The 26,597-nt window shown below is 70.3% G+C and carries 23 protein-coding genes and 1 riboswitch; of the genes, 19 read left to right on the top strand and 4 right to left on the bottom strand.

The window, feature by feature from the left end; genetic code table 11:
• Positions 1–24 precede the first annotated feature (24 nt).
• Complete coding sequence (locus tag RSP_RS11600) at positions 25–2,424, bottom strand: ligase-associated DNA damage response DEXH box helicase (protein ID WP_011338395.1); 2,400 nt, start codon at positions 2,422–2,424, stop codon at positions 25–27.
• Between the two features lie 84 nt (positions 2,425–2,508).
• Between RSP_RS11600 and RSP_RS11595 the strand changes: the two genes are divergently transcribed.
• From RSP_RS11595 to RSP_RS11530, 14 genes are all read left to right on the top strand, one after another.
• Complete coding sequence (locus RSP_RS11595) at positions 2,509–3,318, top strand: TIGR00282 family metallophosphoesterase (RefSeq protein WP_011338394.1); 810 nt, start codon at positions 2,509–2,511, stop codon at positions 3,316–3,318.
• Between the two features lie 112 nt (positions 3,319–3,430).
• Positions 3,431–5,209, top strand: a complete 1,779-nt coding sequence (locus RSP_RS11590; protein WP_011338393.1) for an SLC13 family permease — start codon at positions 3,431–3,433, stop codon at positions 5,207–5,209.
• Positions 5,210–5,303: 94 nt separating this feature from the next.
• A complete protein-coding gene (locus RSP_RS11585) occupies positions 5,304–6,050 on the top strand; it encodes a YebC/PmpR family DNA-binding transcriptional regulator (RefSeq protein WP_011338392.1) in 747 nt (248 codons plus the stop codon).
• Positions 6,051–6,226: 176 nt separating this feature from the next.
• Positions 6,227–7,138 (top strand): DMT family transporter, encoded by a 912-nt coding sequence (locus tag RSP_RS11580; RefSeq protein WP_011338391.1) that lies wholly within the window; start codon positions 6,227–6,229, stop codon positions 7,136–7,138.
• Between the two features lie 67 nt (positions 7,139–7,205).
• Positions 7,206–8,510, top strand: coding sequence for a UDP-glucose dehydrogenase family protein (locus tag RSP_RS11575; RefSeq protein ID WP_002720833.1), 1,305 nt, complete (start codon positions 7,206–7,208; stop codon positions 8,508–8,510).
• Positions 8,511–8,519: 9 nt separating this feature from the next.
• The gene (gene galE / locus RSP_RS11570) at positions 8,520–9,506 is read left to right on the top strand and encodes a UDP-glucose 4-epimerase GalE (RefSeq protein WP_011338390.1); all 987 of its coding nucleotides are present in this window, start codon (positions 8,520–8,522) and stop codon (positions 9,504–9,506) included.
• 10 nt (positions 9,507–9,516) lie between these two features.
• A complete protein-coding gene (locus tag RSP_RS11565; protein WP_011338389.1) occupies positions 9,517–10,311 on the top strand; it encodes an inositol monophosphatase family protein in 795 nt (264 codons plus the stop codon).
• On the top strand, positions 10,308–10,760 hold the full coding sequence (locus tag RSP_RS11560; RefSeq protein WP_002720830.1) for a lytic transglycosylase domain-containing protein: 453 nt from the start codon (positions 10,308–10,310) through the stop codon (positions 10,758–10,760). Before RSP_RS11565 ends, RSP_RS11560 begins: the two co-directional genes overlap by 4 nt.
• Positions 10,761–10,993: 233 nt before the next feature.
• Positions 10,994–11,091: riboswitch (TPP riboswitch) on the top strand.
• A gap of 47 nt (positions 11,092–11,138) precedes the next feature.
• On the top strand, positions 11,139–11,927 hold the full coding sequence (gene thiM / locus RSP_RS11555) for a hydroxyethylthiazole kinase (RefSeq protein ID WP_011338388.1): 789 nt from the start codon (positions 11,139–11,141) through the stop codon (positions 11,925–11,927).
• Complete coding sequence (gene thiE, locus RSP_RS11550; protein WP_011338387.1) at positions 11,924–12,535, top strand: thiamine phosphate synthase; 612 nt, start codon at positions 11,924–11,926, stop codon at positions 12,533–12,535. The genes thiM and thiE overlap by 4 nt, the downstream gene beginning before the upstream one ends.
• On the top strand, positions 12,532–13,335 hold the full coding sequence (gene thiD / locus RSP_RS11545) for a bifunctional hydroxymethylpyrimidine kinase/phosphomethylpyrimidine kinase (protein WP_011338386.1): 804 nt from the start codon (positions 12,532–12,534) through the stop codon (positions 13,333–13,335). Before thiE ends, thiD begins: the two co-directional genes overlap by 4 nt.
• The gene (locus tag RSP_RS11540) at positions 13,332–14,267 is read left to right on the top strand and encodes an ABC transporter substrate-binding protein (RefSeq protein ID WP_011338385.1); all 936 of its coding nucleotides are present in this window, start codon (positions 13,332–13,334) and stop codon (positions 14,265–14,267) included. Before thiD ends, RSP_RS11540 begins: the two co-directional genes overlap by 4 nt.
• The gene (locus RSP_RS11535; protein ID WP_011338384.1) at positions 14,267–14,947 is read left to right on the top strand and encodes an ABC transporter ATP-binding protein; all 681 of its coding nucleotides are present in this window, start codon (positions 14,267–14,269) and stop codon (positions 14,945–14,947) included. Before RSP_RS11540 ends, RSP_RS11535 begins: the two co-directional genes overlap by 1 nt.
• Complete coding sequence (locus RSP_RS11530) at positions 14,944–15,660, top strand: ABC transporter permease (protein ID WP_009561875.1); 717 nt, start codon at positions 14,944–14,946, stop codon at positions 15,658–15,660. Before RSP_RS11535 ends, RSP_RS11530 begins: the two co-directional genes overlap by 4 nt.
• 3 nt (positions 15,661–15,663) lie before the next feature.
• Here the strand turns inward: RSP_RS11530 and RSP_RS11525 are convergent, their stop codons facing one another.
• The 3 genes from RSP_RS11525 to RSP_RS11515 all read right to left on the bottom strand — a co-directional run bounded on the left by RSP_RS11525 (position 15,664) and on the right by RSP_RS11515 (position 19,405).
• Positions 15,664–17,241 (bottom strand): sensor histidine kinase, encoded by a 1,578-nt coding sequence (locus RSP_RS11525; protein WP_227590609.1) that lies wholly within the window; start codon positions 17,239–17,241, stop codon positions 15,664–15,666.
• A gap of 577 nt (positions 17,242–17,818) precedes the next feature.
• Entirely contained in the window at positions 17,819–18,763 is a 945-nt protein-coding gene (locus RSP_RS11520) for a DMT family transporter (RefSeq protein ID WP_011338382.1), read from the bottom strand.
• A 6-nt stretch (positions 18,764–18,769) separates the two neighbouring features.
• Positions 18,770–19,405, bottom strand: a complete 636-nt coding sequence (locus tag RSP_RS11515; protein WP_011338381.1) for a cupin domain-containing protein — start codon at positions 19,403–19,405, stop codon at positions 18,770–18,772.
• Positions 19,406–19,644: 239 nt separating this feature from the next.
• On the opposite strand from RSP_RS11515, the gene RSP_RS11510 reads away from it, so the two are divergent.
• The 5 genes from RSP_RS11510 to RSP_RS11490 all read left to right on the top strand — a co-directional run bounded on the left by RSP_RS11510 (position 19,645) and on the right by RSP_RS11490 (position 26,570).
• On the top strand, positions 19,645–21,663 hold the full coding sequence (locus RSP_RS11510; protein ID WP_011338380.1) for a hydantoinase/oxoprolinase family protein: 2,019 nt from the start codon (positions 19,645–19,647) through the stop codon (positions 21,661–21,663).
• A gap of 3 nt (positions 21,664–21,666) precedes the next feature.
• Positions 21,667–23,343 carry a hydantoinase B/oxoprolinase family protein gene (locus RSP_RS11505; protein ID WP_002720819.1) on the top strand — a complete coding sequence of 559 codons (1,677 nt, stop codon included), beginning with the start codon at positions 21,667–21,669 and terminating at the stop codon, positions 23,341–23,343.
• Position 23,344: 1 nt separating this feature from the next.
• Positions 23,345–24,637: an NAD(P)/FAD-dependent oxidoreductase gene (locus RSP_RS11500; RefSeq protein WP_011338379.1), complete on the top strand. Its 1,293-nt coding sequence runs from the start codon at positions 23,345–23,347 to the stop codon at positions 24,635–24,637.
• The gene (locus RSP_RS11495) at positions 24,634–25,359 is read left to right on the top strand and encodes a cupin domain-containing protein (RefSeq protein ID WP_011338378.1); all 726 of its coding nucleotides are present in this window, start codon (positions 24,634–24,636) and stop codon (positions 25,357–25,359) included. The genes RSP_RS11500 and RSP_RS11495 overlap by 4 nt, the downstream gene beginning before the upstream one ends.
• 86 nt (positions 25,360–25,445) lie before the next feature.
• Positions 25,446–26,570, top strand: coding sequence for a C4-dicarboxylate TRAP transporter substrate-binding protein (locus tag RSP_RS11490; RefSeq protein ID WP_011338377.1), 1,125 nt, complete (start codon positions 25,446–25,448; stop codon positions 26,568–26,570).
• The last annotated feature ends 27 nt before the right edge of the window (positions 26,571–26,597 follow it).

The following is a 26,597-nucleotide window of genomic DNA, read 5'->3' as shown; positions in this document are numbered from 1 at the left end:
CTCACCGGCGCTGCGCGGGACGGGTCAGCTCAGCCCCGCGGCGGCCATCAGGGCCGCGGCCTGCTCCTCCATCAGCCGCTGGCGGCCGGCGCCCTCAACCGGGACGCGGCCCATCTCGAGAAAGAGCGGCGCGGCCAGAGGCGTCACGCGGGAGAGCCGCACCGCGTCGATGCGGCCGTGGGTGCGGGCCAGCATCTCCTCGATCCGGCCGAAATCCACGAGGCCCCGCTCGGCCTCCTCGCGCGTGATGCGCAGCAGGAGGTGGCCGGGATCGTGCCGCATCAGCGTGTCGTAGAGGATGTCGGAGGAGAAGGTCGCCTGCTTGCCCGTGCGCCGCCGGCCCATGTGGGTGCGCTCGATCAGGCCCGCGATGATGGCGGAATTGCGGAAGGTCCGCTTCATCACCGCATTGCCGGCGAGCCAGCCTTCGAGGCCTTCGCGCAGCCGGTCGGGCTCGAACAGCGGCGCGGGATCGGTCACGGCCTCGAGCCCCCAGATGAGCGTCGCATAGTCGGTCGCGACGAAGCCCAGGGGCGACAGGCGTTCCTCCTCCATCCGCTTGGTGAGCAGAAGGCCCAGCGTCTGCTGCGCGTTGCGCCCCGCAAAGCCGTAGATGCACAGATGCTCGCGCCCGTCGTGGGGGAAGCTCTCGACGAGCAGCCGGTCGGCCTCGGGCAGGCGCGAGACCTCGCGCTGCAACGCCAGCCAGTCGGCGGTGTGGCGCGGAAGGTCGGGCCAGCCGGGTTGCTGGAACAGCTCGAGGATCCGGTGGGTGAGGAGCGTCGAGGTGGCGAACTTGGTGCCGTTGAAGGTGGCCACTCGCGGATCGCGGCCGGGGTTGCGCGTGACCTCGACCGTCATCTCGTGCAGCCCCTCGTAGCGCACGACCTGTCCCGCCATCAGGAACGTGTCTCCGGGCGTGAGGGTGGCGGCAAACCCCTCCTCGATCTCGCCCAGCGGCGTGCCGCCGCGGCCGCGCATCCGCACCTTCAGCACCTCGGTGTCGATGATCGTGCCGATGTTCATGCGGATCACCTGCGCCGTGCGCGGGTCGCGGAGCTGCCAGAGCCCCTCCTTCAGCCGGATCCGCTGCCAGCGGTCGTAGGCGCGCAGCGCATAGCCCCCCGTGGCCACGAAATCGAGGCAGGCATCGAAATCCGCGCGCGAGAGGGCGGCATAGGGGCCGGCGCTCGTCACCTCCGCGTAAAGCGCATCGGCCCCGAAAGGCCCGGCCGCCGCGGTGACGAGGATATGCTGGCAGAGGACATCGCGCGGCCCCGGCCCCCGCGGCTCGCCGTCGAGCGCATGGTCGCGCACGGCTTCGAGGGCGGCCAGACATTCGACCACCTCGAACCGGTTCGCGGGCACGAGGAGCGCCTTCGACGGCGCGTTGTAGCGGTGGTTCGCCCGCCCGATGCGCTGGACGAGGCGCTTGACGTTCTTCGGCGCGCCCACCTGGATCACGAGATCGACGTCGCCCCAGTCGATGCCCAGATCGAGCGAGCCTGTGCAGACGATGGCGCGCAGCGCGCCCGACACCATCGCCGCCTCGACCCGCTCGCGCTGCTCGCGCGAGAGCGAGCCATGATGGATGCCGATGGGCAGGTCGTCCTCGTTGGCCAGCCAGAGCGCGTGGAAGAAAAGCTCGGCCTGCGCGCGCGTGTTGTGGAAGACGAGCGTGGTGCGGTGGCGGCGGATCTCGGCCAGCACCTCGGGGATCGCATGCCGCCCGCCGCCGCCGGCCCAGGGCGGGGGCGCCTCGGTCTCGAGCATGGCGATGTCGGGATCGGGCCCGGGATCGGCCATCAGCACGCGGCAGGGGCCGGGATGGGCGGCGAGGAAGCGCGCCAGCGCCGGCGGATCCTCGACCGTGGCCGACAGGCCCACGCGGCGCAGCCCCGGCGCCAGCCGCTGGAGCCGCGCGAGGCAGAGCATCAGCTGGTCGCCGCGCTTCGATTCGGCCAGCGCATGGATCTCGTCCACGATCACCCGTTGCAGGCCGGCAAAGATCCTCGGCGCATCCTCGTAGGACAGGAGCAGCGCGAGGCTTTCGGGCGTCGTCAGCAGGATGTGGGGCGGATCGGCGCGCTGCCGGCGGCGGACGTGGCTGCCGGTGTCGCCGGTGCGGTCCTCGACCCGGATGGCGAGACCCGCGCCCTCGATCGGGGCGCGGAGGTTGCGGCGGATGTCGGCGGCCAGCGCCTTCAGCGGCGAGATGTAGAGCGTGTGGAGGCCCGGCCCCGGCGCGGGGCCAAGTTCGGCCAGCGTGGGCAGGAACCCGGCCAGCGTCTTGCCGCCGCCCGTGGGCGCCACGAGGAGGAGCGCGGGCTCCTCCGCACGGGCCAGCATCTCTTCCTGATGCGGGTGGAGCGTCCAGCCGCGGGCGTCGAAATAGGGGGCGAGGAACGGCGGCAGCGGGCTCATGAGCAGAGGATAGGGCGCGGGGGATAGGGCGGAAAGGGCCGAATCCTCTTGCCCTTGGCGGGGCTCGGCCCTAACGCTGCCGGGATGAGGCTACTCTTTCTTGGCGATGTGATGGGGCGTGCGGGACGCTCGGCGGTGGCGGAACGGCTGCCGGCGCTGCGCACGGAATGGGGGCTCGATTTCGTCGTGGTCAACGGCGAGAACGCCTCGAGCGGCGCGGGCATCACCGCCGACCACGCGAAGAAGCTGCTCGCCGCGGGCGCGGACTGCGTGACGCTCGGCGATCATGCCTTCGACCAGAAGGAGATGCTGCAGTTCATCGAGACCGAGCCGCGCATCGTCCGTCCGCTGAACTATGCCAGGACCGCCCCCGGCAAGGGCGCGAGGGTCTTCACCGTCGGCGGCCGCAAGGTGCTGGTGCTGCAGGCGCTGGGGCAGGTCTTCATGAAGCGGCCCTTCGACGATCCGTTCTCGGCGGTCGATCAGGTGCTGAAGGCGATGCCGCTCGGCGGCGCGGTGCAGGCCACGATCCTCGACATCCATTGCGAGGCCACGAGCGAGAAGATGGCGATGGGCCACTGGTGCGACGGGCGGGCGAGCCTCGTCGTCGGCACCCACACCCATGTGCCCACGGGCGATGCGCAGATCCTGCGCGGCGGCACGGCCTATCTGAGCGATGCGGGCATGTGCGGCGATTACGATTCGGTGATCGGGATGGAGAAGACCGAGCCGCTGCGCCGCTTCATCACCCAGATGCCGAAGGGTCGGTTCGAGCCTGCCGGGGGGCCTGCGACGCTCGCGGGCGTCTATGTCGAGACCGACGACCGCACGGGGCTGGCCCAGCGGATCGTGCCGGTGCGGCTCGGCGGGCGGCTGCAGGAGTCGCGGCCCTGAGCCTGCCCGCCCGACAGGCGCGCCGTGCGCCGCCGAGGGTCCGGTCGCACGGCGGCTTTGCGCGGGCGTCTCACCATCGTATTCAGGCCAAGACCTTTCTGAGGGAGAGATGATGTTCGGCTTCGAGATGTCGGAACCGATGCAGGCCTGGACGGCGCTCGCGATCCTCGCCGGGATGCTCGTGCTCTTCGTCCGCGAGATCTATCCGGTCGAGGTGACGGCCCTTGCGGGCGGGGCGCTCATGCTGGCGGTGGGCATCCTGCCGCAGGACGACCTTCTGGGGGTGCTTTCCAACCCCGCGCCCTGGACCATCACGGCGCTCTTCATCATCGTGGGATCGCTGGTGCGCACCGGCACCCTCGATGCCGTGACCCAGATCGCCGTCCGCCATGCGGCGACGCGGCCCCTGCGCACCCTCGCTCTCCTGTCGCTTGTGATCGTGGGCATGTCGGCCTTCATGAACAACACGCCCATCGTGGTGGTGATGATCCCGGTCTTCATGCAGATCGCGCGGCAGATGCAGGTCTCGCCCTCCAAGGTCATGATCCCGCTCAGCTATCTGTCGATCTTCGGCGGCACCGTGACGCTGATCGGCACCTCCACGAACCTGCTGGTCGACGGGGTGGCGCGCCGGTCGGGCCTCGAGCCCTTCTCGATCTTCGAGATCACGCCGCTGGGCCTGACCCTCGCGGCCGTGGGCCTGGGCTACCTCTGGCTCTTCGCGCCACGCCTGCTGGCCGACCGCGACAGCATGGGGATGCTGCTCTCGGACCGGAGCCGGATGAAGTTCTTCACCGAGGTGGCCGTTCCCGAGGGCTCGGCCCTGATCGGCCGCAAGGTCGAGGATGTGGACATCTTCAAGCGCGACAGCCTGCGCGTGATCGACGTGCTGCGCGGCGACATTTCCTTGCGCCGCAACTTGGCCGAGGCAACGCTCGAGGCCGGAGACCGGGTGGTGCTGCGCACCCCCATGTCCGAGGTGCTGAGCCTGCAGTCGAACAAGGAGCTGCGGCTCGTCGACAAGCTCTCGTCGGTGCAGACGCAGGTGGTCGAGGTGCTCATCACGCCCGGCTGCTTCATGGTGGGCCGCTCGCTCGGCGCCATGCGCCTCAGGCGGCGCTACGGGGTCTATGTGCTGGCCGCGCACCGGCGCAACCAGAACATCGGCCGCCAGCTCGACGATCTCGTGGTGCAGGTGGGCGACACGCTTCTCCTGGAGGGGGCGCAGGCCGATATCGAGCGGCTGGCCTCCGAGATGCAGGTGGTCGACATCGCCCAGCCGTCGGACCGGGCCTACCGGCGCAGCCGCGCGCCCGTGGTGATGGCGGTTCTGGCGGCGGTGGTGCTCCTGTCGGCCTTCGACGTGGCGCCCATCGCGATCCTTGCCATGATCGGCGTGGCGGTCGTGCTCGTCACCCGCTGCATCGATGCCGACGAGGCCTTCGGCTATATCGAGGGGCGGCTGCTCGCGCTCATCTTCGGGATGCTGGCGGTGGGGGCGGGGCTCGAACATTCCGGCGCGGTCGAGATGGTCGTGGGTGCCGTAGCCCCGTGGATGCAAGGGCTGCCGCCCTTCGCGCTGATCTTCGTGGTCTATGCGCTGACCTCGATCCTGACCGAGCTCGTCAGCAACAATGCCGTGGCGGTGATCCTCACCCCGATCGTGATCGGCCTTGCGGGATCCCTGGGCGTCGATCCGCGGCCCTTCGTGGTCGCGGTCATGTTCGGCGCCTCGGCGAGCTTCGCCACGCCCATCGGCTATCAGACGAACACGCTCGTCTACGGGCCGGGCGGCTACCGCTTCACCGACTTCCTGCGCATCGGCGTGCCGCTGAACATCCTGATGATGGTGGTCATGAGCCTCCTCATCCCGGTCTTTTTCCCCTTCTGAGCCGACTCGTCCGCCGCGACCCCGCGGCCGGGCTTGCGGCCCCCCGGCGCGCTGAGCTATAGGCGCGCGATGCAAGGAACGATCGGAGAGGGTCATGGCGGGCCATTCCAAGTGGGCGAACATCCAGCATCGCAAGGGCAAGCAGGACAAGCTGCGCTCGAAGATGTTCTCGAAGCTGGCGAAGGAGATCACCGTCGCCGCGAAGATGGGTGACCCCGACCCCGACAAGAACCCGCGCCTGCGGCTGGCGGTGAAGGCGGCGAAGGCCGTCTCGATGCCCAAGGACGTGATCGAGCGCGCGATCAAGAAGTCGCAGGGCGGCGATGCCGAGGATTACTCGGAGATCCGCTACGAAGGCTACGGGCCGAACGGCATCGCCATCATCGTCGAGACGATGACCGACAACGTGAACCGCACCGCCTCGAACGTCCGCAGCTATTTCACCAAATACGGCGGCAACCTCGGCACCACGGGCTCGGTCAGCTTCATGTTCGACCGCGTGGGCGAGATCACCTACAAGCCCGCGGCGGGCGACGCCGACACGGTGATGATGGCCGCCATCGAGGCCGGCGCCGACGATGTCGAGTCGGACGAAGAGGGCCACTGGATCTATTGCGGCGACACCAGCCTCAACGAAGTGTCCGAAGCGCTCGAGAAGGTGCTGGGCGAGAGCGAGGAAGCCAAGCTCGTCTGGAAGCCGCAGAACCGCACCAACGTCGATCTCGAGACGGCGCAGAAGCTGATGAAGCTGATCGACGCGCTCGAGGAGGACGACGACGTCCAGACCGTCACCGGCAACTTCGACATCCCCGAGGATGTGGCGGCGAAGCTCGACGCCTGAGATCCGGTCGGTCCGCCGCGCGGCGGCGGGCCCGGCCAGAGGGCGGCGGCCCGCACCGCTGCCCGAGGACGTCCATGCCCACTGTCGCGCCGCGATCCCGGCGGCTGCCGGAGGCGGCCGGACGGGGCGCCGAACGGCTCTTGCGGTGGCCTGCGGGATCGGATTGACTGCCCGCCATGAGCGCCCGCCCCGCAGTTCCCAGCCGGACACGCACGCTGGAGGGCGTGCTCTGGATGCTCGCCTCGGGGGTGAGCTTCGTGGGCGTGACGGGGATCGTCCGCTATCTCGGCACCGACATTCCTGCGGCGCAGGGGGCCTTCCTGCGCTTTGCCTTCGGGGCCCTGTTCCTGCTGCCCACGCTCGTGCCGGTGCTGCGGCAGGGCGTGCCGATGAGCACGCTGAAGCTCTACGGGCTGCGCGGCGCGTTCCACACGGCCGCCGTGATCTGCTGGTTCTACGCCATGGCCCGCATCCCGGTCGCCGAAGTGACGGCCATCGGCTATCTGAACCCGGTGCTGGTGACGGTCGGGGCCGCGCTCTTCTTCTCCGAGCGGCTGGCGCTGCGGCGGATCCTTGCGGTGGCGGTGGCTCTGGTGGGGGCGCTGATCGTGCTCCGGCCGGGGCTGCGCGAGCTCTCGGCGGGGCACCTGTCGCAGCTCTGCGCGGCCACGCTGTTCGCGGGCAGCTACCTTCTGGCGCGCCGCCTGTCGGACGTGGCGGGGGCGGGGGCCATCGTCGCGATGATGTCGGCCACGGTGACGCTCGGCCTCCTGCCCTTCGCGCTGCTCGTCTGGGTGCCGGTCGGGGTGGACCAACTCCTCTGGCTGGCGCTGGTCGCGGTCTTCGCCACGGCGGGCCACTACTGCATGACCCGCGCCTTCGGGGCTGCGCCGCTGACCGTGACGCAGCCCGTCACATTCCTGCAATTGCTGTGGGCCACGCTCCTCGGGGCACTGGCCTTCGGCGAGCGGGTCGATCCCTTCGTCCTTCTGGGCGGCGGGATCATCATTTCCGCCATCAGCTACATTACCTGGCGGGAATCCGTGCTGAAACGGCGGGCGAGCGCTGTCGCCCTCGAAAATACCTAGAGTTGAAATTGACAGATCAAAGAGCGGCTGACACACAGTCCGCAAACGGAAGAGGACAGCTTTTTCCATGAAGATTGCGATGATCGGCACGGGCTATGTGGGCCTCGTCTCGGGTGTGTGCTTTTCGGACTTCGGCCACGAGGTGGTCTGCGTCGACAAGGATGCGACGAAGATCGCCAAGCTGCGGGACGGCAAGGTCCCGATCTTCGAGCCGGGTCTCGAGGCGCTGATGGCGCGGAACGTGGCGGCGGGACGGCTGTCCTTCACGCTCGATCTGGCCGAGGCCATGCGCGGCGCAGATGCCGTCTTCATCGCCGTGGGCACGCCCACCCGGCGCGGCGACGGCCATGCGGACCTCACCTATGTGATGGCCGCCGCCGAAGAGATTGCCCATGCGCTCGATCATTACGCGGTGGTGGTGACGAAATCGACCGTGCCGATCGGCACCAACCGGAAGGTGGCCGAGACGATCCGGGCGGCCAATCCGGCCGCCGATTTCGACGTGGCCTCGAACCCCGAGTTCCTGCGCGAGGGCGCGGCCATCGACGATTTCATGCGCCCCGACCGGGTGGTGGTGGGCGTCGAGACCGAGCGCGCGAAGAAGATCATGGCCGACATCTACCGCCCGCTCTTCCTGCGCGACTTCCCGGTGGTCTACACAGGGCTCGAGAGCGCCGAGATGATAAAATATGCCGCGAACGCCTTCCTCGCGACGAAGATCACCTTCATCAACGAGATCGCCGCCCTCTGCGAGCGGGTGGGGGCCGACATCAAGGCCGTGTCCAAGGGCATGGGCCTCGACGGCCGCATCGGCAACAAGTTCCTGCATGCGGGCCCGGGCTATGGCGGCTCGTGTTTCCCCAAGGACACCAAGGCGCTCGCCCGGATGGGGCAGGATCATGCCTCGCCGATCCAGATCGTCGAGAGCGTCATCAAGGTCAATGACGAGATCAAGCGCCGGATGATCGAGAAGATCGAGGATCTCTGCGAAGGCTCGTGCCGCGACAAGGTGATCGCGGTGCTGGGCGTGACCTTCAAGCCCAACACCGACGACATGCGCGATGCGCCCGCGCTGACCATCGTGCCCGCTCTGGTGGGGGCGGGGGCCAAGGTGCGGGTGGTCGATCCCGAGGGCCGGCGCGAGGGCGAGCATCTCCTGCCCGGCGTCCGCTGGATGGAGGATGCCTATTCGGCGGCCGAAGGCGCCTCGGTGCTGGTGATCCTGACCGAGTGGAACGAGTTCCGCGCGCTCGATCTCCAGCGGCTTGCGCGCGGCATGGCCGACGCGCGGATGGCCGATCTGCGCAACGTCTATGCGCCGGCGGATGCCCGCGCCGCGGGCTTCACCCATTATGTGGGCGTCGGACGGTAGGATCGGGCGATGGCGCAGCGGGTTCTGGTGACGGGAGGGGCGGGCTACATCGGCTCGCACGCCTGCAAGGTCTTGAAGCGGGCCGGGTTCGAGCCCGTCACCTTCGACAATCTCTCGACGGGGTGGGAGCAGGCCGTGAAGTTCGGCCCGCTCGCCCGCGGCGACCTGATGGACCGCGCGAGCATCGACGCGGCGCTCGAGACCTGGAAACCCGTGGCGGTGATGCATTTCGCGGCGCTCTCGCTCGTGGGCGAGTCGATGCGCGATCCCGGCACCTACTGGCGCGTGAACGTGACCGGCGCGCTCAACCTGCTCGAGGCGACGGTGGCGGCCGGGGTGAAGAACTTCGTCTTCTCCTCGACCTGCGCCACCTACGGCGATCAGGACGGCGTGGTGCTCGACGAGGATACGCCGCAGCGCCCGATCAACGCCTATGGCGCCTCCAAGCGCGCCATCGAGGAGATGGTGGCGAATTTCGGCGCGGCCTTCGGGCTCAACCACACGATCTTCCGCTATTTCAACGTGGCGGGCGCCGACCCCGAGGGCGAGGTCGGCGAGCAGCACGATCCCGAGACGCATCTGATCCCGCTCATGCTCGATGCGGTGGCGGGCCGGCGGCCCGCGCTCACCGTCTTCGGCACCGACTATCCCACGCGCGACGGCACCTGCATCCGCGACTATGTGCATGTGATGGATCTGGCCCAGGCCCATGTGCTGGGCCTGAACCGCCTGCTCGACGGCGGCCCGAACCGGGTCTTCTGCCTCGGCACCGGGCGCGGCTTCTCGGTGCGCGAGGTGATCGAACAATCGCGCGCCGTAACCAACCGCGAAGTGCCCATCCTGTTCGGCGACCGCCGGTCGGGCGATGCGGCGGCCCTCGTCTGCGGCTCGGAGCGCGCGGTGCGTGAACTGGGATGGGAGCCCGAGCTTTCGACCCTGCCGCACATGATCGCCGATGCCTGGCGCTGGCATCGGGCCCCGAAATTCCACGAATGAGGACCATATCTTGACCGATCCGGTGAAGGACCGCCTGACGCTGGCGCTCGAAGTGGCGGCCGAAGCCGGGCGCCTCGCGCTCGATTTCTTCGCCCGCCGCGAGAGCCTCGCGGTCGAGGCCAAGGCCAGCCCGCAGGACATCGTGAGCCGCGCCGATCGCGAGGTCGAGACGCTGATCCGCGCCCGCATCGCCGCGCGCTTCCCCGACGATGGGGTGCTGGGCGAGGAGCATGGCGCAGAGGAGGGCAGGTCGGGCTTCACCTGGGTGATCGACCCGATCGACGGCACCGCGCCCTTCCTGGCCGGGCTGCCGCACTGGTGCGTGGTGCTCGCGCTGCAGGAGGAGGGGCGCACCGTCGCGGGGGTGATCGAACATCCGCTCGCGCGCGAGACCTTCTCGGCGCAGCGGGGGCAGGGAGCCTTCCTGAACGGCGAGCGGCTCCGCGCGCGCGAGGATCTCACCATCGGCTCCTGCAACGTGGCGCTCGGCGCAAGCCACCGCACCTCGCCCGACTTCGCCTCGGCGCTGGTGCGCGAACTGATGCGGCGGGGCGGCATGTTCTACCGCAACGGCTCGGGCGCGATCATGCTGGCCTCGGTCGCGGCGGGCCGGCTCGGCGGCTATTACGAGCCGCACATGAACCCTTGGGACTGTCTGGCGGCCATGCTGATGGTCGAGGAAGCCGGAGGACGCACTGCCCCCTTTCCCGAAGACGCCGCCGGTGGCATGGTGCTCGTCGCCGCACCGAAGGTGTGGGACGATCTGACAGCCGTCGTGAAGGCAGCAGAGGGACAGGCAGGATGAAGGGAACGACAGGCGCCGCGCTTCTTGCGGCGGCTCTGGCACTGGCGGGCTGCGGCGGGGGCGCCAAGGCGCCCGAGGGACGCGGCGAGATGTCCGGGCAGCCCGAGGTGATGCGGATGGTGAGCGATTACGCCAAGCTCTACCATGTGCCGCCGTCGCTGATGCACCGGATCGTGAAGCGCGAAAGCGGCTACAATCCGGGGGCCAAGAACGGGCCCTATATGGGGCTCATGCAGATCCATCCCCAGACGGCCAAGACCATGGGCTATCGCGGCGCGCCCGAAAGCCTGCTCGACGCCAAGACGAACCTCACCTACGGCGGGAAATATCTCCGCGGGGCGTGGCTCGTGGCGCAGGGCGACGAAGAGCGCGCGATCCAGTGGTATCGCAACGGCTATTACTACGAGGCCAAGCGCCTCGGCCTCCTGGAAGAGACCGGCCTGCGCTGAGCGCGGGCGCCAGGATCCGCAGACGCTGCCCCGAGGGCGCAGGTCCACTGGAGGTCGCGGAGGCGCGGCTCCGGTGGCTCGTCCGTTTCGCCGGAACGAGATCCTCCCAGCACGAGCCGGCACTCCGCCGCCGGTCATCCGCGCTTCGCGAAATGCAGGGCGTGGCTGTCGGCTCGCCGTCCGCGCCTCCCGCACGGCCCTTGCGCCGGGCCGCGGCTTCGCGTTAAGCCTATCCGGAGTGACAGGGGCGTCCGGGACCTTCCCGGGCTGAGAAGCACCCTTTGAACCTGAACCAGGTCATGCTGGCGGAGGAAGTCGCGATGCTGCAGGTCCCGCACTTGAATGCATTTCGCCTCCCTCCGTCACGGAAGGAGAGCGATGGACGGCTGCGGAACCTATCTCGACACCATGCGGCGCGAGGCGCCGCTGGTGCAATGCATCACCAATTTCGTCGCCATGAATGTCGTGGCCAACGTGCTTCTGGCGGCGGGTGCCTCGCCCGCGATGGTGCATGACGCCGAGGAATCCGGCGAGTTCGCCGCCATTGCGCAGGCGCTGACGATCAACATGGGCACGCCGAGCCCCCGCTGGGTCGAGGGGATGGAGGCCGCGGCGCGTGGTGCTGCGGCGGCCGGGCGGCCCTGGGTGCTCGATCCGGTGGCGGTGGGCGCCACGGCCTTCCGCCGCGGCCTCGGTGCCCGGCTTCTGGCGCTGAAGCCCACCGTCATCCGCGGCAATGCCTCGGAAATCCTCGCGCTGGCAGGGGCCGAGACCCGGGGCAAGGGCGCTGACAGCGCCGATCCGGTCGCGGCCGCCGAGGCGGCGGCGCAGCGCCTTGCCGAAAGCTCGGGCGCGGTGGTCGCGGTGACGGGGCCGGTGGATTTCGTGACCGACGGCCGGCGCGGCATCCGCTGCGCCAACGGCCATCCGCTCATGCCGCGGGTGACCGCGCTCGGCTGCTCGCTGACCGGGATCGTGGGCGCCTTCGCGGCGACCCGGCCGCCGTTCGAGGCGACGGCGGCGGCGCTCGCCTTCTTCGGGCTCGCGGGCGAAGAGGCCGCAAAGACAGCGACCGGGCCCGGCAGCTTCCAGGTGGCTTTCCTCGACGCGCTCCACACCCTGTCGCCCGAGGCGCTCGACCGTGGCGCCAGGCTGGAGGCCGCATGAACCTCTCGCTCTATTTCGTGACGCCGGACGGGGCCGAGGGTCTCGAGCAGCTGGTGGCGGCGGCCGTCCGGGGAGGGGCCACGCTCGTCCAGCTCCGCGACAAGCACCGCTCCGACGCGGAGCTGATCCCGCTCGCGCGGCGGCTGGTGGCGGCGCTCGACGCCCAAGGCGTGCCGCTCATCGTGAACGACCGGATCGAGGTGGTGCTGGCCTCGGGGGCGGCGGGGCTTCATGTGGGGCAGGGCGATCTGGGCGTGGCCGAAGCGCGGCGCCGGATCGGGCCCGACCGTCTCCTCGGCCTCTCCGTCGAGGCGCCGGAGCATCTGGAGGCGCTGCCCCTCGGGATCGTCGATTATGTGGGGGCGGGGCCGGTGCGGGCCACGGCCTCGAAGCCCGACCATGCGCCTCCCATCGGCTTCGAGGGGCTTGCGCGGCTGGTGGCGGCGGCACCCGTCCCGGCGGTCGCCATCGGCGGGCTGGGCGCGGGGGATGCCCACGCGGTGAAGGCCGCGGGCGCGGCCGGCATGGCCATCGTCTCGGCCATCGGCGCGGCCGCGGATCCGGAGGCCGCCGCCCGGGCGCTGGCGCTCGAATGGGAGCGCGCATGATCCCGAACATCCTCTCGGTCGCGGGCTCGGACCCGTCGGGCGGCGCAGGCATTCAGGCCGACATCAAGGCCATCGGCGCGAACGGCGGCTATGGCATGGCGGTGCTGACGGCGCTCACCGCGCAGAACACGCGCGGCGTGACGGGGATCGAGCTGATCCCGCCCGCCTTCGTGACGGCGCAGCTGCAGGCGATCTTTGCCGATGTGCGGGTGGATGCGGTCAAGATCGGCATGCTCGGCACGGCGGCCGTCACCGAGGCGGTGGCGGCGGAGCTGGCGGGGCAGGCGGCGCCCATCGTGCTCGATCCGGTGATGGTGGCCAAGGGCGGCGACCGGCTTCTGGCGGCCGAGGCGGTGGCGGCGCTGCGCAGCAGGCTCATGCCGCTCGCGCGGATCGTCACGCCGAACCTGCCCGAGGCGGCCGACCTTCTGGGCGAGGCCGAAGTGTCCGACCGTGCCGGGATGGAGCGGCAGGCGCGCGCCCTTCTGGCGCTGGGGCCCGCCGCGGTGCTGCTCAAGGGCGGGCATCTGGCGGGCGCGGACTGCCCGGATCTCTATCTCGACCGCGACCGGGCGGAGTGGCTGGTCAGCCCCCGCACCGACACGCGCAACACGCACGGGACGGGCTGCACGCTCTCCTCGGCGCTGGCCACGCAGCTCGCGCTGCTGGGCGATCCGCTGGCGGCCTGCCGGGCGGCCAAGACCTATGTCTCGCGCGCCATCGCCGGCGCCGAGGCGCTTTCGGTCGGAAGCGGGCACGGCCCCACCGACCATTTCTTCCTGATGAGGAGCCCTTCATGAAACGCGCAGCCCTTCTGGCCCTCCTGCTGCCGGCCCCCGCCATGGCCGAGCCCCTGACCGTGGTGCTCGACTGGTTCGTGAACCCCGACCATGGGCCCATCATCGTGGCCGAGCGTCAGGGGTGGTTCGCAGAAGCGGGTCTCGAGGTCGAGATCGTGGCCCCCGCCGATCCGGCCGATCCGCCGAAGATGGCGGCCTCGGGGCAGGCGGATCTGGCGGTGACCTACCAGCCGCAGCTCTATCTCCAGCATGCCGAGGGGCTGCCGCTCAAGCGCGTGGGCACGCTGGTCGAGAGCCCGCTCTATTGCGTGATGGCCAAGGCCGACGGCCCCGTGCAGGGTCTGGCCGATCTGAAGGGGCGCAAGGTGGGCTTCTCGGTCGCGGGGATCGAGGAGGCGCTGCTGCACACGATGCTGCGCACGAACGGGGTCGAGCCCGCCGAAGTGGAGTTCGTCAACGTGAACTTCGCCCTGACGCCGGCGCTGGCCAGCGGGCAGGCCGATGCGGTGGCGGGAGCCTTCCGCAATTTCGAGCTGCACCAGATCGCGGCGGCGGGGTCGGAGGGCCGCTGCTTCCTGCCGGAAGAGAACGGCGTGCCGAGCTACGAGGAGCTGATCTATGTGGCCAATCCCGACCGGATGGACCGCGAGAAGGTGGTGGCCTTCCTGAAGGTGACCGAGCGCGCGGCGGGCTTCATCGCCGATCACCCCGAAGAGGCGTGGGAGATCTTCCGCGGCTGGTCGGCCGAGGTCGATGACGATCTGAACGCCGCCGCTTGGGGCGATACGCTTCCCCATTTCGCGGCCCATCCCATGGCACTCGACGCGGACCGTTACGCGGCCTTCGGGCGCTACATGGCCGAGGTGGGTCTGATCCCCGCTGCGCCGGAAGTGGCCGAGGTGGCGATGGATCTCTCGGCCCCGGCCGACTGATGGCGTTCGGCATCGAGGGCTCGGCCACTCTGGCGGGCCGCCCCCTCTTCCGCGACCTCGACCTGCAGCTCGCGCCGGGCTGGACCTGCCTGCTGGGGCCGTCCGGCGCGGGCAAGAGCACGATCCTGCGGCTCCTCGCGGGCCTGCCCACCGCGGCGCGCTTCGAGGGCCGGATCTCGGCGCCGCCGCGCATCGCCTGGATGGCGCAGCAGGATCTGCTGCAGGAGCGCGCGAACCTTCTGGGCAATGTGCTTATCGGGCAGCGGCTGTCGGGGGCGCCTCTGGACGAGGGGCGGGCGCGGGCGCTTCTGGCGGCGGTGGGCCTCGAGGGGCTCGAGGCGCGGCGTCCGGCCAGCCTGTCCGGCGGGCAGCGGCAGCGGGTGGCGCTGGCGCGCGCGCTGATGGAGGAGGCGCCGCTGGCGCTGCTGGACGAGCCCTTCTCGGCGCTCGATCCCGCCACGCGGCGGCGGATGCAGGATCTGGCCTGCGCGCGCCTCGCCGGGACCGCCGTCCTGATGGTCACCCACGACCCGCTCGAGGCGCTGAGGCTGGGCGATCGGGTGTGGCTTCTGGAGGAAGGCAGGCTCCGGCCCGTGTCGCTGCCCGACGGGCCGGTGCCGCGCCCGCTGCCCGCGCTTGCAGCCGAGGCCGAGGCGCTGATGGCGCGGCTTGCGGCATGAGGGCGCTCGCGACGGGCCTCGCGCTGCTGGCGCTCTGGCAGGCGGTCGTGAGCCTCTCGGGCGCGCCGCCCTATATCCTGCCCGGCCCCGCCGCGGTGCTGCGCGCGCTGGCGGAGAACCGCGGGATGCTTGCGCGGAACGGTCTCGCCACGCTGGCCGAGATCCTGCTGGGCCTCGGGCTCGGGCTGCTGATCGGGCTGGCCGCGGGGTTGGCGACGGCGCTTTCCACGCAGGTGGAGCGGCTTCTGCGCCCGCTCCTCGTGCTCAGTCAGGCGGTGCCGGTCTTCGCGCTGGCGCCGATCCTCACGCTCTGGCTGGGTTACGGGATGGGCTCGAAGGTGGCGGTGGTGGTGCTCATCACCTTCTTCCCGGTGGCCTCGGCCCTGCATGACGGGCTGCGCGCCACGCCCGAGGCCGCGCTCGATCTGGCGCGGCTCGCGCGGGCGCCGCGCTGGCGGACGCTGGTGTGGCTGCGGCTGCCCCATGCGCTGCCGCATCTGGCGGCGGCCCTCCGCATCGCGGCGGTCTATGCGCCCATCGGGGCGGTGATCGGCGAATGGGTGGGATCCTCGGCGGGGCTCGGCCATCTGATGCTGCTCGCCAACGCACGGATGAAGACCGACCTCATGTTCGCGGCGCTGGCGGTTCTGGCGGCGATGACGCTCGGACTGCGGGCCGCGACGGATCGGGGTCTCCGCCGCCTCGGGCTCTGAGCCTCAGGCGGCGCCGGTCACCGGCACGCGGATCTCGAAGGCCGCGCCGCCTTCGGTTGCAAGCGTGCGGATCGTGCCGCCGGCCTGCCCGATGAGGCCCGCCACCATCCGCACGCCGAAGCCTGCCTGCGCTGTCAGATCGAAGCCCTCGGGCAATCCCGGCCCGTCATCCTCGACCCGCAGCACGAGCGCATCTCCCTCCCGGCCGCAGGCCACGCGGATACGGGGCGTGGGGCCTGCATGTTTCAGCGCATTGGTCACCAGTTCGTTCAGCGCGAGCGAGAGGGCGATGGCACTGTCGGCCGAGACCTGCGCGCTGCCCTGCAGCTCGGCCTCGATGCGGGCGCGCCCGCCCTCGGCCCCCTCGATGGCGGCGCAGAGCGCCGGCACGAACGGGCCGAAGTCCACCGTCTCGCTGGCGCCGAACTGGTGGAGCAGGTCGTAGGTCTTGGCGATGGCGCCGATCTGGCCCTGGATCCGCGCCATCCGTTCGCGCATCGCGGGCTCCTGCACGCCGCGCCGCTGCAGCGCCACGAGGCTCGAGATGAGCTGAAGGTTGTTCTTCACCCGGTGATGCACCTCGCGCAACAGCATCTCGTTCCGGGCGAGGGTGCTGCGGAGCGCGCGGGTGCGCTCGGTCACGATCTCGTCGAGGTCCGCGTTCATCCGCTCCAGATCGAAGCGGGCCTGCTCCAGCTCGCGCACCGACTGGAGAAGCCGCCGGGTGACCCGCCGACGCTCGTCGGCCGCCACGGCGAGGATGAAGGTGGAGAGAGCCACCACCGCAATCAGCACCTGCCTCGCCGCCACCTGATCGATCCCGGCGAGATCCACGAAGGGGCCGCGGCCGTCCATCATCGCCCAGGTCGCGACGCCGGTCATCGACAGGATGGCGAGCGTGGCCCCCTTCATGCCGAAGCGCAGCGCCGTCCAGACGAGGAACGGGAAGAGCAGGTAGAGGCGGCCCAGATCGGCATCGAGGCGGAGCGTCAGCACCGAGACGAAGAGTAGGCCCGCCGCAAGGACAAGCCCCTCGAGCCCGCGGCCCCGGATCCTCGCCTCGGGTGCAGCGCGGGGGGCGAGCCAGACGAGAAGGGTCGTCCCGACGATCAGCAGTCCCAACCCGTCGCCGAGCCAGAACACCTGCCAGGTGTGCAGGTAATCGACCTCGGGAAAGCGCAGAGCGATGAGCGCGGCTCCGGCCAGTGCCGCGGTGGCCGATGCCGCGAGCGGGGCCAGCAGCACGAAGCGGACGACGGCGGCAAGCCCGTCGAGCCGCACGGGCCCATCGGAGAAGCGTCTGAGGAGGCTGGCCGCAAGGGTGGATTCGGCGGCATTGACGGTGCCGAAGGCCAGCGCCCAGGCGATCGGCAGCGTGTGCCAGTTGACGGCGACCTCGGCTGCGACGCCTCCGAGAAGAACGACGGGCCAGTGGCGGGGGGCTGAGGCGAGGAGAGCGGTGAGAAGCACCGCGTTCGGCGGCCAGAGCACGACCGCGCCGGTGGGCGGCATGGCCGTCACGAGGCCGAGGCGGCCCATCAGCACATATCCCGCCACCGCGAGCGGCCAGACAAGCCACAATGGCGCGCCCGCGCCGCCTTCACGTCCCGCGGACGATCTCAACCACAACACTCCGAACCCTCTCCGTCCCGCAGCCCACAGTTGCCGGAAGGCGAGGGAATTGCCAGACTTTCCTGAAGGTCCAGCGGCACCAACACCGCGGCCGGCAACGGAAAAGCCGCGGCAAGCAGCCTCGAAGGTCGGGAGAGGGCAGGCGGTTGCAGAAGCCAGGGGGATCCGGGAGGCCCGCGCAGGGTGGCGGGTCCGCACCGGGACCGGCCACCCCGCTCTCACGCCCCTCGGGGCGCGCTGCCAGCCGCTCGCGCCCCCGAGGGCGGCGCCGACAGGGTTACCTGCAAGCCATCACTTTCTCACGTCGAACAGGATGGCACGGCCGGGGGAGAGTCGCGCAGACGGCGGATCGCCGCAGGCGGCCTCGGACCCTCTTGTCCCGGGCCGTCTGCCGCCGCGCGGCCTATCTGGCCGCGGCGCCCGATCTGCGGTGACTTCCGGCCGGCAGCACCAGGGCCCTCGCGGTCCACGGCGGGCGGCGACTGTCTTCGTCATCTTCTCCGGGCCGGGGAGCGTCCGTGGCCCGCTATCGCGGCGGCAGGAGGCGGGGGCGCTCGCGACGGTCGTGCAGCATCACCGTCACCAGCCCCGCCACGATCAGCGCGGTGGCCAGCAGAAAGCCCGGCGTCAGCGGCTCGCGCAGAAGGGCCGCGCCGAGGGCCGCGGCAAAGACCGGCGATAGGAGCGACATGGCGCCGAGCCGCGAGGCGAGATAGCGCTGGAGCAGCCAGAACCACACGAGGTAGCTCGCGAAACAGACGATGACCGTCTGGTAGAAGGTCAGCAGCCAGAGATCGAGGCCTCCCGCCCAGCCGGTCCGGCCCTCCGCCAGCACCACGGGCCAGGCGCAGAGCGCGCCGCCTAGAAGCTGGTAGAACAGGGTCTGGGCGAAGGGCGCACCGGAGAGCCGGGTGAGCCGGACCGCGACGGTCGTCATCCCCCAGCAGAAGCCCGCGAGCAGCGCGCAGAGCGAGCCTGCGAGGAGAAGCGCCGCCCCCTCCTCGCCGCGCAAAGCCTCGCCCGGGCGCAGGAAGATCACCACCACCCCCGCGAAGCTGAGCAGGCAGCCGATCCACTGCCGCCCCGTCAGCCGCTCTTCGCGCAGCGTGAGATGCAGCGACACGGCGACGAACAGCGGCGCGGTATAGAGCAGGATCGACATGAGGCCCGAGCCGACATGGCGCAGCCCGATGCCCACGAACAGATATTCGACGCCGAAGAGGGCGCCCACCAGCAGCCCCTCGCGCCAGGTCAGGCCCGCAAGCCAGCGGTCGCGGCGCCAGAAGCGGCTGTAGGCCCAGACCAGCACCGCCGACCCGCTGGAGCGGACGGCCACCTGCAGCAGAGGGTCGGCCGCGCCCGCCATCGCCTTCATCGCGACCTGCTGGAACCCCCAGACGAGGCACAGGCCCAGCATGATCGCGAGGCCCGCGGCATCCAGAGGGCGGACGAGGCGGCGGGCCTGCGCCATCGCGGCCTAGATCTCGCCGGAGGCGGCGGGGTCGGGCCTCGGCTCGGCGGTCGCAGGTTCCAGCGGCGGCAGACCGTTCAGGCGGGACTTGGTGTTGATCCAGAGAACTTCGGCACGGCTGCCGCCGCGGTTCTCGAACCGGTGCGGCAGCTGGCTGTCGAAGGCGAAGCAGTCGCCCGCCGAAAGCACATGGGTGCGCCCGTCGACCTCGAGGTTAAGCGAGCCCGACAGGATGTAGCCCACATCGATGCCCTCGTGCCGGTAGAAGCCCGCGCCGGACTTGCTGCCGGGCTCCATCACCACGGTCATGAGCTGCATGGCATCGAAGCTGCGCGGCGTGACCAGCGTCTTCGTCATGCCGGGCTCGGTCACCGTCAGCTGCACGCCCTGGCCCGAGCGGACGATCATCTGGTCGTGCTCGGGGTTGTGCTGGTCGGGCATCTCGAGCAGCCAGAAGGGCGGCACGCCCAGGGCCTGCGAGATCCGCTCGATCGTGCGCAGCGAGGGCCGGCCCAGGCCGCGCTCGAGCTGGCTGAGCGTCCCCACGGAGACGCCCGACCGTTCCGACAGGCCGGACAGCGAGAGGGCGAGGTTCTTCCGGATCTGACGCAGGCGCTGGCCAATCAGATGGTTGGAATTCATGAGCGCAAGCTCCGGTTTGGAACGGACACGAACGCGGCAGCCGCCGCCAGGGCTCCGCCGCAGAGCGCAGGAGGTGGTCGGGAGCCCCCGCGCCAACGGGAAACTGCCAGTTTCCAAGGCATAAGCATGGAAAAACTGAAAGTAAATCTGGAAATCTTCATCAAAAAGAAAATAAACGTTGATGGTCGGCAAAAAAATGAATTTAATCGGCCAAAATGTTCAACGAAGCGGGAGGGGCGATGCGAGTCGGAGTGGAAGTGGGCGGGACCTTCACCGATCTGGTGGCGGTCGAGGACGGCCGCATCGTGCTGACGAAGGTGCCGAGCACGCCGCACAGCCCGGACATCGGCGTGATGAACGCGGTGGAAGGGGCGGGGCTTGCGCTGGAGAGCTCGCGGGATTTCGTGCACGGCTCCACGGTCGCGACCAATGCGCTGCTCGAGCGGAAGGGGGCGAAGGTCGCCTTCATCACCACCGAAGGGTTCCGCGACATCCTGCATCTGCAGCGCCACGACCGGCTGAACATCTACGACCTGCGCTACCAGCGCCCGGTACCGGTGGTCGAGCGGCGCGACTGTTTCGAGGTGGCCGAGCGGGTCGATGCCGCGGGCGAGGTGATCCTGCCGCTCGATGTGGAGGCGGCCGCGGCCGATCTCGTGCCGCAGCTGCGCGCGGGCGACTATCAGGCGGTGGGGATCTGCCTTCTCTCCTCCTATGCCAATCCCGATCACGAGCGGGCGCTTCAGGCGGCCCTCGAGGCGGCTCTGCCGGGCACCTTCGTCACCTGCTCCTCCGACGTCAGCCGCGAGTTCCGCGAGTTCGAGCGCGCCTCGACCACGACGCTGGCCGCCTATGTGCAGCCGGTGATCGACGCCTATCTGCTGCGGCTCGAGGAAAAACTGTCCGAGCGCGGCTTCGGCCAGCGGCTGTCGGTGATGCAGTCGAACGGCGGGCGCCTGCCCGTTACCGGGATGCGGCGCAATGCGATCTCGGCCCTCTTCTCGGGGCCCGCGGCCGGGGTCGTCGGCGCTACGCGGCAGGCCTCGCGCTCGGGCGCGGGCCATCTCATCACCTTCGACATGGGCGGCACCTCGACCGACGTCTGCCTCGTGACCGAAGGGCGGCCCGGCATCTCGCCCGACACGGTGCTCGACGGGCTGCCGGTGCGCACGCCGGTGCTCGACATCGCGACCATCGGTGCGGGCGGCGGCAGCCTGATCTGGATCGACGACGGCGGCATGCTGCGCGTGGGCCCCCGCAGTGCGGGCGCCGTGCCGGGGCCGGCCTGCTACAACCGCGGCGGGACGCTGCCCACCATCACCGACGCGCATGTGATCCGCGGCACCATCCGCCCCGAGGCCTTCCTCGGCGGCACGATGGAGATCCTGCGCGAGAAATCCGAGGCGGCCTTCGCCCCGCTCGCCGAACGTCTGGGCATGAGCATCCCGCAGGCGGCCAATGCGGCGCTGCGGCTGGCGGCGGCCAATATCGTGCGGGCGATCCAGCTCATCTCGACCGAGAAGGGCCACGACCCGCGCGACTATGCGCTGGTGCCCTTCGGCGGGGCCGGGCCCCTGATGGCGGTCGAGGTGGCCGAGGAGCTCGGGCTCGACCGCGTGCTCGTTCCGCCGAACGCGGGCGTCCTCTCGGCCTACGGGCTGATCGCCTCGGATTTCTCGAAGATCTACACGATCACCCGCCGCACGCCGGTCGATGCGGCAGCTTCCGATGTGGTGCGCGACCTCTACGCGCAGATGGTGGCCGAGGCCGAAGGCGATTTCCGCGACTATGGCATCGCGGGCGCGCTGAGCTTCAAGTTCGTGGCCGACATGCGCTTCGTGGGCCAGGCCTTCGAGATCGCGGTGGACATCGACCGCGAGGCGCTGCCAGGGCTGACCCGCGAGCGGCTGGTCGAGGATTTCATCGCGGCCCACCACCGGGTCTATCTGCACGGCGCCTCGGCCCGACAGGCCATCGAGATCGTGGGCTTCCGCCTCGAGGCGACCCGGCCCATCGAGAGCCTGCCGCTTCTGAGCGAGAAGGAGCTGCCCGACCGGCCCGCCCGCCAGACCGCCCAGCTGCACACGAGCGAGGGGCCGCGCGACGTTCTGGTGGTGAGCGCCCCCTCGCTGGCCCCCGACACCCCGGTCGAGGGCCCGGCGCTGATCGAGGGCTATTCGACGACGACGCTGGTGCCCGACGGCTGGACCGCGGTCCGCGACGGGAACGACAATTTCATCGTGAGCAGGAAGGGCTGATCCATGGCGCTCGATCCCACCGATTACGCGGTCATCAGCCAGGCGCTGGCCGCCGCCGCCCGCGAGATGGGCGAGAAGCTGATCCGCTCGGCCTTCTCGACCATCCTGCGCGAGGCCCGCGACGGCTCGGCCGCGCTTCTGGACCGCGACGGCAACACCATCGCGCAGGCCGAACTGATCCCGATGCAGCTCGGCACCATCGGCTCGGTCTTTCAGGCCTGCGCCGAGACCTACGACCTCGACAGCCTGACCGAGGATGATTTCTTCATCATCAACGACCCCTATTCGGGCGGCCAGCACCTGCAGGACATCTTCTTCTTCAGCCCGATCTTCCACGAGGGCCAGCGCGTGGGCTTCGCGGCCTCGGTGGCGCACCATCTCGATATCGGCGGCGGCTCGCCGGGCCTCAGCCCCAATGCGCGGGACGTCCATTCCGAGGGGATCGTGATCCCGCCCACGAAATTCTCCTACAGCCGCGACTGGAACGGCGGCATCCTCGAGAAATTCCTGCGGGCCAACGTCCGGACGCCGCTGCAGACCATGGGCGATTGCGATGCGCAGATCGCCTCGAACCGGGTCGGCGCGCGCCGCGTGGGCGAGCTCTGCAGCAAATACGGCGCGGCCAAGGTCATGGAGGTGATGACCGAGTTCCAGAACTATTCGGAACGCCGCTTCCGCGCGGGCATCGCGGCCGCCCCCGACGGCGTCTATCACGGCGAGGATTTCATCGACGACGACGGGATCGGCTCGGAGCCGGTCCGGGTGCGTGCGAAGGTGACCATCGCGGGCGACCGGATCGAGGTGGATTACGAGGGCACCGATGCGCAGGTCCGCACGCTGCTGAACGCGCCGCTCGCCGCCACCATGTCGGCCACCGTCTCCTGCGTGAAGAGCGTCCTGACCTCGCCCGACATTCCCTTCAACGCGGGCGTGAGCCGCGCGATCTCGGTCAAGGTGCCCAAGGGCACCATCCTGAACCCGCATTATCCCGCCCCGGTGCGGGCGCGGATGAACATCTGCTACCGCGCCTACAATGCGACGATGAAGGCGCTGGCGCAGGCCGTTCCCGATCAGGTGATCGCCAGCGGCTTCGACACCACCACCTCGGGCTGCCTGTCGTGGCTCGGGCCGACCGGCTTCTCGGTCTATCTCGAGATCTACGGCGGCGGCTACGGCGCCTCGTCGAGCGCCAACGGCTGCGACGCCATCGACATGCCGATGGCCAACTGCGCCAACACGCCGGTCGAGGCCATCGATCAGGACTATTCCTTCTTCCGCGTCGAGCGCTATGCGCTGGAGCCCGAGGCCTACGGCCACGGCGCCCACCGCGGCGGCGCGGGCTTCCAGAAGGCCTTCCGCATCCTGAAGGACAATGCCACGGTCGCGCTCTATTCCGACCGGTTCCGGAGCGAGCCGCAGCCGCTGTTCGGGGGCACGCCCGGCACGCGCGGCGCCTGCGAGATCCATCGCGACGGCGAGATCATCCGCCTGGGCTCCAAGGACATGCGCGATCTGCAGAAGGGCGATCTCGTGGTCTTCCGGCTGGGCGGCGGCGCGGGCTATGGCGCGCCCGCAGACCGGGCGCTGGCCGAGATCGAGACCGACATCGCGAACGGGATGCTGGGCGAGGAAACCGCCCGCCGCATCTATCCGCAGTTCGCCGGCCGGGGCGGGGCCTGAGATGGGGCGCAGCGCCGACAGCTTCGATCGGGCGCTCTGGTGGGGCGCGAGCGACGAACCCGCGCTCGCCGCGCCGCCGCTGCGCGGGACGACGGACACGGATGTGGCCATCGTGGGCGGCGGTTTCACCGGCCTCGTCACGGCCCTGCATCTGGCCGAGGCGGGACTTGCGCCGCTCGTGCTCGAGGCCCGGCATGTGGGTTTCGGCGCCTCGGGGCGCAACGGCGGGCAGGTCATTCCGGGGCTGAAATACGATCCCGAAGCCCTCTTGCAGAAGTTCGGGCCCGACCGGGGCCGGGCGCTGATCGATCTCGTGGGCGGGGCGGCCGATGGGGTCTTCGACCTGATCGAGCGCCACCGGATCCGCTGCGCCCCGCGGCGCGCGGGCTGGATCCAGGCCGCCCATTCCGAACGCGCGCTGCCGGCGGTTCTGAACCGTGCCCGCCAGTGGCAGGAGCGGGGGGTCGGCGTCTCGATCCTCTCGCGCGACGAGATCGCCGCGCGCACCGGCACCAGCCTCTATCACGGTGGCTGGCACGATCCGCGCGCGGGCGGGCTCAATCCCCTGGCCTATGCGCGGGGCCTCGGGCGCGCGGCCATTGCGGCGGGCGCACATCTCTTCGAGGAGAGCCCTGCCCTCTCCCTGATCCGCAAGGGCGCGGGATGGGAGATCCGCACGCCGGAGGGGCTCGTGCGCGCGAACCGGGTGCTGATCGCGACGAATGCCTATGGCGAAGGGCTCCTGCCCGGTCTCGCCCAGAGCATCCTGCCCGTGCAGAGCATGCTGGTCGCCACCGCCCCCCTGCCCGAAGACCTGCGCGCCCGGCTGATGCCGGGGGGCGTGGTCCTGTCCGAGACCCGCAAGCTCGCCTTCTACATGCGCCAGTCCGACGACGGGCGGCTGGTTCTGGGCGGTCGCGGGGCGGTGGGGCCAATGGAGGATGGCCGCCTGATGGCCGCGCTCGAGGCGGGGCTCGCGCGGATCTTCCCCGAGGCCGCGCGCTTCGGGATCGCGCAGCGCTGGTCGGGGCAGCTGGCGCTGACCCTCGACGGGCTGCCGCATCTGCATGCGCCCGAGCCGGGGCTTCAGGTGCTGCTGGGCTACAACGGCCGCGGCATCGCGCTCGCGACCGCGCTGGGGCGCATGGTGGCGAACCACCTCGCGTCCGGCGAGGAGCCGGTCTTTCCCGTGACCCCGATCCGCCCGCTCGCCTGGCACCGGCTGCGCGAGCCGGTGATGAATGCCGGCATCCGCTGGTACTGGCTGAAGGACAGGATGGGATTTGCCTCATGACCGACGCGACACTCATGCCGCCGGCCGCGACGGGCCTCACCGTCTTCGACCTCCGCGAGGTGCCCGTCGCCGGAGAGGCGGGCGCGGGCTTTCTCGGCCAGCGGCTCGCCGTGAGCCATCATCCGGGCTGGGAGTTCTGGCGCGCCTCGGGCGCGGAGATGGCCGGCACGCACGAGAGCGGCGGATGGCACCTCGTCGTCCTCCTCCTCGACGGCACGCTCGGGCTGCGGGGCAGGGGCCTCGAGGTGAGCCTTGCCGCGGGCGATATCGCCCTGATCGCGCCGGGAGTGCGGTTCGACTGGACGGCGGGCCCGGGCGCGCGCTGGATCGTCAACGGCCGGGCAGGCGCGGCCGCGGCGACCTCCACGCCCGCCATCGCCCGGATCGACCGGGAGGCGCCTCAGGAGCCCTCGGCGCCGCCCGCGGCGGATCTGCTGCAGGGCCCGGTGCCCTCCTGCACCAAGCGGACGCTCGCGGCCAGCGCGGACGGAAGCTGGTCGGCGGGGCTCTGGAGCGCCACCCCCTTCGAGCGCCGGCCGGTGCGCTACGGCTATTACGAGCTGATGCAGCTTCATGACGGGGCCGTCACCGTCTTCGACGCGGCGGGGCACGAGCGGACCTTCGGGCCGGGCGCCGTCTTCCTGATGCCCGAGGGCACCACCGCGGGATGGCGCTCGACCGTGCCCGTCCGCAAGTTCTGGAGCATCCTCACTCCCGAATGACCTTTCCCGCCGCCCCGGGGCGGCGGGACACCGACAAGATCGCCCGGTCAACGGGCAAGACCCCCAGCCAACAAGGAGCACGAGACATGAAGAGACTGACCGCTCTTGCCGGCGCGAGCCTGCTCGGCCTGCTGGCCGCCACGCCGATCCTCGCGGAGGAGATCACCGCGAGCATCTGGTTCCCCGACACCCATCCGCTCACGCGCGACGGCTATGTGCCGCTGGCCAAGGAGCTGGAGGAGCGGTCGGACGGCAGCCTGACGATGAAGCTCTATACCGGCACGGCGCTGCTGCCGCCGGTGGCCCACCTCTCCGGCCTGACCGACGGGCTGGTGCAGATGACCTATCACGCGGGCACCTACACCCCTTCGGACCTGCCCGAGGACAATGTCATCGCCACGCTCGCCATCGGGCTCAAGGATCCGATCACCGCCCTCTTCGCGGTGAACGACTTCTACACCTCGGATCCTGAGATGAAGGCCATGTTCGACCGGCACGGCATCGTGTTCCTCGGCGCCATGTCCTCGCCGCTCTACGAGATGATGTGCACGCGCGAGATCACCACGCTCGAGCAGATCAAGGGTGCCAAGCTGCGGATGCCCTCGACCATCCACACGGCCTTCGCCAATTCGGTGGGGGCGGCCTCGGTCAACGTGCCGTCGGCCGACATGTTCTCGGGGCTGGAGAAGGGTCAGCTCGACTGCGCGATCAACGCGCTGAACGACCTGAAATCGCGCTCGCTCTGGGATGTGGCGAAATTCGCGACCCGCCTTCCGGTGGGCCCTTACTATGCGGGCTGGCAATATGCGATCGACGGCGACACCTGGAACGGGCTCAGCGACGAGCATCGCGCGCTTCTGATGGATGCGGTGGCGGGCAACACGGTCGATGTGTCGCTGGCCTTCCAGGCGGCGGTCGACGATGCGCTCTCCGAGGCAGAGGCCCATGGCGTGACCGTGCTCGACCCCGCGCCCGAGCTGTCGAAGGCGCTCGACACGTTCGTGGTCGAGAACATGGACCGGCTGATCGAGGAGACGGGCACCCAGCTGGGTGTGGCGGAGCCGAAGGCGCTGGCCGACCGCTTCATGGCGACCTACGCCAAGTGGGACGAGCGTCTGGCCGACATTCCGCGCGACGATGCCGAGGCCCTGCGCAAGGTGATGCGCGAGGAGCTCTATTCCGGCATCGACCTCGCCAGCTACGGCAGATGAGGATCGGGCGCCGCATCGGAGCTGCCG

Origin of the sequence: Cereibacter sphaeroides 2.4.1 (assembly GCF_000012905.2) — a bacterium.
Classification (GTDB): Bacteria; Pseudomonadota; Alphaproteobacteria; order Rhodobacterales; family Rhodobacteraceae; genus Cereibacter_A; species Cereibacter_A sphaeroides.
The sequence above is the reverse complement of the archived record's forward strand: the minus strand, read 5'-3'. Positions and strand labels throughout refer to the sequence as shown.